General features: G+C 69.7%; 1 protein-coding gene. It reads left to right on the forward strand.

Annotation, left to right across the window (positions count from 1 at the left end):
- Nucleotides 1-34: 34 nt before the first annotated feature.
- Nucleotides 35-878, forward strand: an 844-nt coding sequence (locus E9998_RS25010; protein ID WP_192907149.1) for a transposase, incomplete at its 3' end; no start/stop codon positions are given.

The following is an 878-nucleotide window of genomic DNA, read 5'->3' on the forward strand; positions in this document are numbered from 1 at the left end:
CGGCGCACGACTGGCCGAGCGGCTTGGTTCCCAGGTGGGTCGCAACAGCATGCTGCGCCTGGTCCGCGCCCTTCCCGATCCCGTCGTGGGTGCTACACCGGTGCTCGGTGTCGACGACTTCGCGTTCCGCCGCGGCCACACCTACGGCACGATCCTGATCGACATGGCCTCCCACCGGCCCATCGAGCTGCTCGACGGCCGCGACGCGGCCCCGCTCCAGGCCTGGCTGCGCGCCCATCCCGGCGTCGAGGTCATCTGCCGTGACCGCTCCAGCTCCTATGCCGAGGCGGCACGGACCGCCGCCCCCGACGCGATCCAGGTCGCCGACCGGTTCCACCTCTGGCACAACCTGATCGACGCCGTCGAGGAATGCATCATGCGCCACCGCAGCGCATTCACCGAACCCCTTGTCGAGGCGACCGTCACCGAACCCGACCCGCTCCCTGAACAACCTGAGACGCCGGCTGATCCGACCGGGAAGATGGCAGAGAACCGCCGCGTCCGACACCAGCGGGTCCACGACCTGATCGCCGAAGGACACAGCCTCCGCGCCATCACCCGCCACCTGGGATGGAGCCGCAACACCGTCCGCCGCTACGCGAACGCGGACCGCTGGCAGGACATGGTGACCACACACCGGCCAAGAGACTCCAAACTCGACCCCTACAAGCCCTACCTCCACGACCAATGGCTCGCCGGGCGCACCAACGTCGTCGAACTCGATCGCGAGATCCGCGCTTTGGGCTACCGCGGCAGCTACTCGACCGTCGCCGACTACCTCGCCCAGTTCCGCCCCGACCGGCCACAGCTGCCCCCGATCAACCGCGCGGTCCCGCCGACCGTCCGCACCGTCACCGGCTGGCTCACCCGTCACCCCG

The organism is Glycomyces paridis (assembly GCF_004912155.1).
Classification (GTDB): domain Bacteria; phylum Actinomycetota; class Actinomycetes; order Mycobacteriales; family Micromonosporaceae; genus Glycomyces; species Glycomyces paridis.